The organism is Arthrobacter sp. M2012083 (assembly GCF_000281065.1).
GTDB lineage: Bacteria > Actinomycetota > Actinomycetes > Actinomycetales > Micrococcaceae > Arthrobacter.
The window spans coordinates 73992-82353 of the sequence record NZ_AKKK01000016.1 but is presented as its reverse complement, the minus strand read 5'-3'; the positions used below and the strand labels follow the sequence as shown (position 1 = coordinate 82353).

The 8362-nt window shown below is 63.7% G+C and carries 11 protein-coding genes; 1 reads left to right on the top strand and 10 read right to left on the bottom strand.

Annotated features, from left to right (window positions below; genetic code table 11):
* Nucleotides 1-398: 398 nt before the first annotated feature.
* From rpsN to A477_RS0109620, 5 genes are all read right to left on the bottom strand, one after another.
* Nucleotides 399-704: a 30S ribosomal protein S14 gene (gene rpsN / locus A477_RS0109640; protein WP_011776360.1), complete on the bottom strand. Its 306-nt coding sequence runs from the start codon at nucleotides 702-704 to the stop codon at nucleotides 399-401.
* Between the two features lie 4 nt (nucleotides 705-708).
* A complete protein-coding gene (gene rpmG, locus A477_RS0109635) occupies nucleotides 709-876 on the bottom strand; it encodes a 50S ribosomal protein L33 (RefSeq protein WP_003798558.1) in 168 nt (55 codons plus the stop codon).
* Nucleotides 876-1112 carry a 50S ribosomal protein L28 gene (gene rpmB / locus A477_RS0109630; protein WP_011776361.1) on the bottom strand — a complete coding sequence of 79 codons (237 nt, stop codon included), beginning with the start codon at nucleotides 1110-1112 and terminating at the stop codon, nucleotides 876-878. Before rpmB ends, rpmG begins: the two co-directional genes overlap by 1 nt.
* A 401-nt stretch (nucleotides 1113-1513) precedes the next feature.
* On the bottom strand, nucleotides 1514-2278 hold the full coding sequence (locus tag A477_RS0109625) for an SGNH/GDSL hydrolase family protein (RefSeq protein ID WP_026005495.1): 765 nt from the start codon (nucleotides 2276-2278) through the stop codon (nucleotides 1514-1516).
* A 53-nt stretch (nucleotides 2279-2331) separates the two neighbouring features.
* A complete protein-coding gene (locus tag A477_RS0109620) occupies nucleotides 2332-2811 on the bottom strand; it encodes a MarR family winged helix-turn-helix transcriptional regulator (RefSeq protein WP_017198795.1) in 480 nt (159 codons plus the stop codon).
* A 68-nt stretch (nucleotides 2812-2879) separates the two neighbouring features.
* Between A477_RS0109620 and A477_RS0109615 the strand changes: the two genes are divergently transcribed.
* A complete protein-coding gene (locus A477_RS0109615; protein WP_017198794.1) occupies nucleotides 2880-3167 on the top strand; it encodes a YciI family protein in 288 nt (95 codons plus the stop codon).
* A gap of 69 nt (nucleotides 3168-3236) precedes the next feature.
* Here the strand turns inward: A477_RS0109615 and A477_RS0109610 are convergent, their stop codons facing one another.
* From A477_RS0109610 to A477_RS0109590, 5 genes are all read right to left on the bottom strand, one after another.
* Nucleotides 3237-4073 (bottom strand): SGNH/GDSL hydrolase family protein, encoded by an 837-nt coding sequence (locus tag A477_RS0109610; protein ID WP_017198793.1) that lies wholly within the window; start codon nucleotides 4071-4073, stop codon nucleotides 3237-3239.
* 187 nt (nucleotides 4074-4260) lie between these two features.
* Nucleotides 4261-5316 carry a siderophore-interacting protein gene (locus tag A477_RS0109605; protein ID WP_017198792.1) on the bottom strand — a complete coding sequence of 352 codons (1056 nt, stop codon included), beginning with the start codon at nucleotides 5314-5316 and terminating at the stop codon, nucleotides 4261-4263.
* Complete coding sequence (locus A477_RS0109600; RefSeq protein ID WP_017198791.1) at nucleotides 5313-6137, bottom strand: ABC transporter ATP-binding protein; 825 nt, start codon at nucleotides 6135-6137, stop codon at nucleotides 5313-5315. Before A477_RS0109600 ends, A477_RS0109605 begins: the two co-directional genes overlap by 4 nt.
* 1 nt (nucleotide 6138) lies before the next feature.
* Nucleotides 6139-7248 carry a FecCD family ABC transporter permease gene (locus A477_RS0109595; RefSeq protein ID WP_017198790.1) on the bottom strand — a complete coding sequence of 370 codons (1110 nt, stop codon included), beginning with the start codon at nucleotides 7246-7248 and terminating at the stop codon, nucleotides 6139-6141.
* Nucleotides 7245-8360, bottom strand: coding sequence for a FecCD family ABC transporter permease (locus A477_RS0109590; protein WP_017198789.1), 1116 nt, complete (start codon nucleotides 8358-8360; stop codon nucleotides 7245-7247). The genes A477_RS0109595 and A477_RS0109590 overlap by 4 nt, the downstream gene beginning before the upstream one ends.
* Nucleotides 8361-8362: the final 2 nt, after the last annotated feature.

The window sequence follows — 8362 nt, the reverse complement described above, 5'->3', positions numbered from 1 at the left end:
CAAACACAAGCCAAACAACCCCACCAAGACCCCAAACCAACCAAAACCCGCCAAAACCAGCCCACGTGAAGCCCGTCACAAGACCAGGCCAGCCACCAACCCAACGCACCGCTCCCACGCACACCACCGCCGTCGAACACTCAACCCAACCCGAGGGACCTGAGAGAGCGACGGGCGCAAACCCGAGGGACCTGAGAGACAGTTTCCCGAAAGCGGTGATTTGGTGAGAGAGCGTTCGGAAAGGCGGCTGTTATCCGGCAGCGCGCGTCTAAGGGAGGGACGACCGAGCGCGCCGAGGATGACCGCCGCCTGCTGGAACCACGCACCCACTGACAAACGCGCTTAACGCAAAAAGGGCCGGCGACCATAACGGTTGCCGGCCCTTTAGAGCTTCGTGATTACCAGGAAGACTTGGTGATGCCCGGGAGCTCACCGCGGTGAGCCATGTCGCGGAAGCGAACACGGGAGATACCGAACTTCTGGAGCGTGCCGCGGGGACGGCCGTCGATCTGGTCGCGGTTACGCAGACGGATCGGGGAGGCGTTGCGGGGCAGCTTCTGCAGGCCTAGGCGTGCAGCTTCGCGTGCTTCGTCAGTCGCGTTGGGGTCAACCAGGGTCTTCTTCAGTTCGAGACGCTTGGCAGCGTAACGCTCAACAATGACCTTGCGCTGCTCGTTGCGAGCAATCTTTGACTTCTTTGCCATGTGTTTAGCGCTCCTCTCGGAATTCGACGTGCTGGCGGATCTTGGGGTCGTACTTCTTCAAGACCAGGCGGTCAGGATCGTTACGACGGTTCTTGCGGGTTACGTAGGTGTAACCGGTGCCCGCAGTGGACTTCAGCTTGATGATCGGACGTACGTCCTTGTCCTTTGCCATTAGAGCTTTACTCCTCGTGCCAGGATGTCGGCGACGACTGAGTCGATGCCGCGTACGTCGATTGTCTTGATGCCACGGGCTGACAGGGTCAGCGTGACGTTACGGCGCAGGGACGGAACCCAGTAGCGCTTCTTCTGAATGTTCGGGTCGAACCGACGCTTGTTGCGACGGTGCGAGTGCGAAATGCTGTGTCCAAAGCCCGGCTCGGCTCCGGTCACTTGGCAGTGTGCTGCCATGACTCTCCTCCAAAGATTGAATGTAACGGCGTGCAGATGTTCCTGCGTTGCCGTGCGACAGGCAGCGTCCGCATCCGGGTCCAGACCATTTCGGTAGTTTCCGCACCAAGTGCGGCGAAGAAGGTTGGCCTCAGGACCGGGCAGTGATAATCACTGGAACAGATCCTGGGATACCGGGCGAATACAGGAATGCACGCAACTTGAGCCCCTAACTACCGGCCACCGGGACGTCAGTAAACTGACGGTCACCACCAACCGGAGCAATTGCACACGATCCGCACTACCTAGCGCCTAACTATTCTACGGGTCATGCCAAATTAAGACCAATCCGGCATCATAAGCCCTGAGTGACCACGGCCGTAACACCGACTCAACCCTGGCGGGTCGCCCGCCAGCCCGGACTACAGTGGCCGGATCAGTTCCGGGTACTTCGGGCTCAAACCGTCGCCGGAAGACACTCCCCGTACGCGGCGGGCAACCCACGGCGCCGCGGATTCCCGGAACCATCGTGCGTTGGCTTTCAATGCCTCAACACGGTTCATCAGTCGGACCGGCGCCAGTTCGGGAACCTCGATGACGTGCTCGTGCTCGAGGACATCCAGGACGCGCTTTGCCATGTTCACGTGGCCGGCGGTGGACATGTGCATGCGGTCCTCACCCCAAAGGCGCCAGTCGTCGTACTCGTCGAACCGCCAGTAGTCCACCAGGAGGGCGCCGTGGTTTTCGGCGATTTCGCGCACCAGTTCGTTGTAGATCGCCGTGCGGCCGCGCATGGCGCTGAAAACCTTTGAGCCCTTCGCATCAAAGCCGGTGAAGAGGACCACGGTGGCTCCCGACGCGCTCAACTTGGCGATGCCGGCGTCGTACTCCTCCAAAAGCGAGTCAATATCGATCTTGGGCCGCAGGATGTCGTTCGCCCCCGCGTACAGCGTCACCAACGTTGGTTTCATCGCGACTGCGGCATCAACCTGCTCCGCCATGATTTGCCGGAGCTTCCGGCCGCGGATGGCCAAGTTGGCGTAGCCGAAGTCCGGGTTGCTGTGGGCGAGCTGCCCGGCAACGACGTCGGCCCAACCGCGTACGCCGTTGGGGCGGGCCGGATCGTCGTCTCCAACACCCTCAGTGAACGAGTCCCCCAGGGCAACATAACGGGCAGAAAAATCCATGCCGTCAGTCTGCCACTTCAACGCTCGAGGCCACAAAGCTCGCAGTGGGCGAGCTAGGAATCGCGCAGGATCCAGTGATTGTTGTCCAATCGGGCAACGATTTTCTCTCCGATGCGGGCAAGATCCGCGACGTCGTCGGGGCTGAGGGAATCGAGCATCAGCGTCCGCACGGATTCGACGTGTCCCGGGGCGAGGGACACGATGGTGGACATGCCGGCGTCGGTCAGGTGCGCCACAGTGACTCGAGCGTCGCCGGGGTGCGCTTGCCGTTCTACCCAGCCGCGTTTTTGCAGCTTGGTAACCACATGGGAAAGGCGCGACAACGAGGCACTTGTCCGTGCGGCGAGCTCACTCATGGGAAGGTACCGACCTTCGGTTTCGGAGAGCATTGCAAGCACGTTGTAGTCGAACAGGGACAGTTTGCCGGCCGACTGAAGCTGGGTGTCCAACGCCGAGGGGAGCAAAGTGTTGATGCTCAGCAGGGCCAGCCAAGCACGGCGTTCGTCGGCATTCAGCCAGCGGGGTTGAGTCATGCCTCCATCTTATGAGAATTCCCTACATCCTTGGCTCCCGGCCCGGCCCCAGGCGATAGGCTGGCGGCATGTTTGTCGTCTCATTGACCTACAAAGTTCCCGACGAAATTGTCGATTTCCACCGCCCGGGCCATATGGCCTGGCTTAAGGACGCCTTCGACGCCGGGACCTTCCTTGCGTCCGGACGCCGCGTCCCGGCCACCGGCGGTGTTCTGCTCTCCAAAGTGGACCGGGCGACGCTGGATGCTTCCCTGGCAAAGGACCCGTTCTACAGCAATGGAGTAGCCGAGTTCGAGATCATCGAATTCACTGCCACCAGCGTGGCTGAAGGCTACGAAAACCTGCTCGACAACTGAGGTTGGCGTACCGCACGGTTTCGTCATGGGCCACAAACCGGTCCTGATCTCGCACGGGGGCTGGTCCCTTCACTGCGCTGCCTCCCGGTCCTCCATGAGCTTTTTCAGGCCGCCCTTGCGTGGAACTCTCACGGGCTCCGGCCAACGCGGGCTGATGGAGTCCCCCAGGGTAACGCCGCGTAGTTTGCGTCCGAATAGCGGGACCACCCAGTCGTTGACCCAGCGGCGTTGCCGGCGCTCCCATTCGCGCATGGACATGCGGGTAGGCGGGTCCCACTCTTTCGGAGAGATCTTGTGCGGGACGTTGAGGTGATCCAGCACTTGGGCAGCCAAATATTTGTGGCCGGCCTTGGACATGTGGAGCCGGTCCGGGGCCCACATCCGCGAGTCCTTGTACGCGTCGAAGCACCAATAGTCCACCAGGACTGCGTCATACTTGGCGGCGATGTCGCGGACTCTTTGGTTGTAGAGCGTGTTCCGTTTCTTGAAAGGTTCCAGGACGGCAGAAACCTTTACGTCGAACCCGGTAAACAGGACCAGCGTGGCCCCGGTTCCGCTGAGGCGCGCGACAAGCAACTCGTAGTCATTGAGGAGAGCATCCATATCGGTACCAAAGTCGAGGATGTCGTTGCCGCCCGCGTAGAGCGTGACGAGCGTTGGCTCCATGGCGAGGGCGGGCTCAAGTTGTTCATCGATGATGTGCCGGAGTCGTTTGCTGCGCACGGCCAGGTTGGCGTACTCCCATCCGGGCTGGGCCTTGGCCAACCTCTCAGCAACCCGGTCGGCCCATCCGCGGACCCCGTTGGGCAGGACCTTACTCGGGTCCCCCACCCCTTCGGTAAAGGAATCTCCGATGGCGACATACCGCCGTCGAACCTTTTTTCCGTCCCCGAATTCCTCCCGCACCCGGCCGACCCTACCCGCTCCCGGTTACACCGGAGCCAACCCGAAGTGAACAAGCCAACGGGAAGTGAGAGAGCGCCCGCCCCAAACCCGAGGGAAGTGAGAGAGCGCCCGCCCCAAACCCGAGGGAAGTGAGAGAGCGTCGGAAGGTGGGCGAACACGAGCCGCTGCCGTGGACTAGCGTAAGGGCTTAGCCCTCGGCCTTGCCTCGTCGCCAGTAACCCATGAAGGCAACCTGCTTGCGGTCGATGCCAACGTCCCGCACCAGGTACCGGCGCATTTCCTTGATCACGAACGCTTCACCGGCAATCCATGCATAGAACGGCAGGGCGCCTGCGGGAAGGGTGGGGTTTTTGGTGGCTTCGATGGCGGCGGTGTCCATGCGCTGCGGGGTTTCCCAGAGGATGTCCTGGTCCACGTTGACGTCCTCGGGCTCGGGTCCAGCGGCGGTCCCGGCACCCTTGATGCCTACCCAGCCCGGCACGGGAACGGCCTTGGCGACGGCTTCCTTGAGGAGTTCGCCGTGGGGACGTGAGCGTCCGATGGCTGCGCCACGTGCGAGCCAGGTGATTTCGATATTGGCTTCGGTGGAGATGTCTTGGAAGTCGCCGGCTTCGGGTACCTCGAGGAACGCGTGCCCGGTCATGTCGGCGGGCAGGCTCTCCAAGATGGCGCTGATGGCAGGGACGGCGGTTTCGTCGCCGGCCAGGAGTACGCGCTGCGCCAGGCCCGGACGCCATTCGATGCCGCCGTAAGCGCCGGCAGTGGTGCACTGGGCTGCGCGGTTGTTGGGGCCAATGATGGTGATGGCGTCCCCTGGTTTCGCTGCAACAGCCCAGTTGGCAGCGGGCCCACCGTGGCCGGCGTCGTCGAAGTGCATGACGAAGTCGATGTCGATCTCGGGGTACACGGCGTCGAGGCGCTCGGAGCGGACGGTGTATGTGCGCATGTCACCGCGGACCGACGGGTCCATGGCCAACCATTCCTGGTACCAGCCTGCTTCCTCCATCTTGAAAGGAGGGAGCGGGATCTGCTGTCCGGAAGCGTCGAAGGACGGGATCATCAGCTTCACGCGCAGGTCCAGGGTGTCCCCGGCAACGCCGAAGTCACGCAGCGAGTAGCCGCCGAAGGTGATGCGACGGAAGTTGGGGCTGAGCTCCTGCACGGCCGTCACGGTGACGTCGAAGGCGAGGGTCATGGGCTCCACGGCGGCACTTGCTTTTGCCTTTGTCGGTTGTGCACTCATGAGGCGATCTCCAGTTCGTTGGTTGAAGCGGGGCGTGCGTGGTGGCGTCCGATGGGAACGATCAGCGGTGTTCCTGAGATGGGGTCCGGAACCACACGGGATTCCAGACCGAAAACGTTGAAGACCAGCTCTTCTGTCACGACGACGGGCGCCGGCCCTTCGGCCACGATGCACCCGCCTTTCATGGCGATGACATGGTCGGCGTAGCGTGCAGCGAGATTGAGGTCGTGGAGCACGATAGCCACTGTGGTTTCGCGGCTGTGGTTGAGGTCCGTGATCAGGTCCAGGACTTCCACCTGGTGTGCCAGGTCCAAATATGTGGTGGGCTCGTCCAGCAGCAGAACTTCGGTTTCCTGCGCGAGGGCCATGGCGATCCAGACGCGCTGGCGCTGCCCGCCGGACAACTCGTCGATGCTTCGCTCAGCGAGTTCCAGCGTGGAGGTGGCGTTGAGCGCGCGCTGCACCGCGGCGTCGTCGGCTGCGCTCCAGCTGCGGAAGAAGCCTTGGTGCGGGTACCGCCCGCGGCCCACGAGGTCCCGGACGGTGATTCCGTCGGGGGCGGTGGGGTGCTGCGGAAGAAGCCCGAGCGTCCGGGCGAGTTCGCGGGCGGGGCGGGTGTGGATGTCCTTGCCGTCCAGCGTCACGGCACCGCCGGCTGGCTTAAGGAGGCGGGACAGGCCGCGCAGGAGGGTGGACTTGCCGCAGGCGTTGGCGCCCACGATCATGGTCACCTTGCCTTCGGGGATCTCGGTGGTGAGTCCCTCCACCACCTTGCGTGCCTCGTATTGGAGCGTAAGGTCCTTGGCATTAAGGACGGCCATGTCAGGCCTCCTTTCGGTTCGACGTGACCAGCAGCCACAGCAGGAAGGGGGCACCGAGGGCGCCGGTGATGACGCCGACCGGAAGGACGGTTCCGTCGAGGATGACGGGGGCGATGTTGGAGGCGAAGAAGTCTGCGAGCAACACGATCAGGGCGCCGGTAAGGGCCGACGCCGGGAGGCTGGGTTTACGGACGATGCGGCGGGCGATCGGACCGGCGAGGAAAGCGACGAACGCTACCGGACCGGCAGCAGCTGTTGCGACGGCGGCAAGTCCGACGGCGGTGAGCACCAGCGCCAGCCGGGCGGCGTTGACCTTGATCCCGAGGCCCGCGGCGGCGTCGTCGCCGAGTTCGAGGATGCGCAAGGGGCCGGCAAGGGCAATGACGGCGGGGACCAGGATCAGCAATGAGACTGCGAGGACGCCTGCCCGGTCCCAGGTGGCGGAGTTGAGCGAGCCGTTGAGCCAGATGAGGGCGTCGGCGGCGGTGCGGATGTCGGCGCGAGTCATGAGGAAGTTGACCACCGCGTGAAGTGCAGCCGCAATGCCAACACCGGCCAGGATGAGTCGGTTGCCTGCTGCGTTGCCGCGGCTGCCTCCTCCCGCGCCGGAACCGCCGCGGGAGATTGCGTAGATCATGGCCGCAACGCCGAGCGCTCCGGCAAGGGCAGCACCGGAAACCACGGCTCCGGAAGCGCCGAAGATCACGATGGCCGTCACGGCCGCCGCACTGGCGCCGTAGCTGATGCCAATAATGTCCGGGCTGGCCAGCGGGTTGCGCAGCATGGTCTGGAACAGTGCGCCGGCCAGGCCAAAGGCGATGCCGATCATGGTTCCCACAACGGCGCGGGGCAGTTTATGCTCCATCACGATGAAGCTGGCTCCGGGGATTTTCCCGCCGCCGGTCAGGTGGTTGATGACGATGGTGAAGAAGTCCGGGATGGTCACGGTGTAGCTGCCCAGGAGCACGTATACCGCGAACATGACGACGACTGCCAGCCCGAGGAAGAACGTGGGGCTGAGCACGCGCCGAAGTGACAGTTGATGCCCATGTTTGTGGGAATCATTGGCGTTAAGTGCCAACTCGGTGGGGAGTTTGTGAACGGTGGTCACAGCCCGGCCCCCTTTCCGCGGCGGATGAGCCAGACGAAGACGGGAGCGCCAATGATTGCGGTCATGATGCCTGCGGGGACTTCACCGGGGAGAAGGATCACGCGGCCAACGATGTCGGCGCTGATCAGCAGGATAGGGGCCACAACTGCGGAAAACGGCAGGATCCACCGGTAATCCGGGCCAGTCAGGGAGCGGACAGCGTGCGGAATGACGAGGCCCAGGAACGCGATCGGTCCGGCTACAGCAGTGGCGGATCCACACAGCAGCACAATGCCCAACCCGGTGATGCTCCGGGCCAGCGTGACGTTTTGGCCGAGCCCGCGGGCAATGTCATCACCCAAGGCAAGGCTGTTCAGGATGCGACCGCCAGCCAGGACAATCACGGCCCCGACTGCGAGGAACGGCAGCGCGGGAAGGAGGACGGACCAGTCACGTCCACCGATGGTGCCCACCTGCCAGAAACGGAAGCGGTCGAAAGTGTCCTGGCTCGAAACCAGGATGACGTTCATCAGGGAGAACAGGCCGGCGCTCAGGGCCGCACCCGCGAGGGCTAGCTTGACGGGCGTCGCACCGTCGCGGCCCAGGGAAGCAACGGCATAAACCACGACGGCGGCCGCCGCGGCGCCGATGAAGGCGAACCAGATGTAGCCGGACAGGGAGCCGATACCGAAAACGTAGATCCCCACGACGACTGCAAGGGCAGCACCGGCGTTGAGCCCCAGGATGCCGGGGTCGGCCAGGGGGTTGCGGGCAACGCCCTGCATGGCTGCGCCGGCCAAACCCAGTGCGGCCCCGGCCAGGAGGCCCAGCACGGTGCGGGGAATCCGGGCGATGACCACAGCGTGGTTACCGTCTTCCGGATTGACGTTGGTGAGTGCTTCCCACACTGTACTAAGGGGAAGGCCGCGTGCGCCGATCGCCAGGGATGCAGCGCACACTGCGGTGAGTACGACGACGGCCGCCAGCAGCCAAGCAGCACGCTTGCCTGCCGTGCTGCGGGAGCCGGTTCCCCCTCCGGTTCCCGCAGTTTCAGGGGTGATGCCTCCCGGGCCAGCCGACACCAAAGTGCCGTTGCCCCGCCCCTGGACTGCCGCCGTCGTACTCAGTTTCATTG

Excerpts from the sequence above, each read along its gene's own strand:
- A477_RS0109625 (WP_026005495.1), bottom strand. The coding sequence starts at position 2,278 with ATGGATTTTTCTGCCCGTTATGTTGCCCTGGGGGACTCGTTCACTGAG.
- A477_RS0109590 (WP_017198789.1), bottom strand. The coding sequence starts at position 8,360 with ATGAAACTGAGTACGACGGCGGCAGTCCAGGGGCGGGGCAACGGCACT.
- A477_RS0109615 (WP_017198794.1), top strand. The coding sequence starts at position 2,880 with ATGTTTGTCGTCTCATTGACCTACAAAGTTCCCGACGAAATTGTCGAT.
- A477_RS0109605 (WP_017198792.1), bottom strand. The coding sequence starts at position 5,316 with ATGAGTGCACAACCGACAAAGGCAAAAGCAAGTGCCGCCGTGGAGCCC.
- rpsN (WP_011776360.1), bottom strand. The coding sequence starts at position 704 with ATGGCAAAGAAGTCAAAGATTGCTCGCAACGAGCAGCGCAAGGTCATT.
- rpmG (WP_003798558.1), bottom strand. The coding sequence starts at position 876 with ATGGCAAAGGACAAGGACGTACGTCCGATCATCAAGCTGAAGTCCACT.
- A477_RS0109600 (WP_017198791.1), bottom strand. The coding sequence starts at position 6,137 with ATGGCCGTCCTTAATGCCAAGGACCTTACGCTCCAATACGAGGCACGC.
- A477_RS0109620 (WP_017198795.1), bottom strand. The coding sequence starts at position 2,811 with ATGACTCAACCCCGCTGGCTGAATGCCGACGAACGCCGTGCTTGGCTG.
- rpmB (WP_011776361.1), bottom strand. The coding sequence starts at position 1,112 with ATGGCAGCACACTGCCAAGTGACCGGAGCCGAGCCGGGCTTTGGACAC.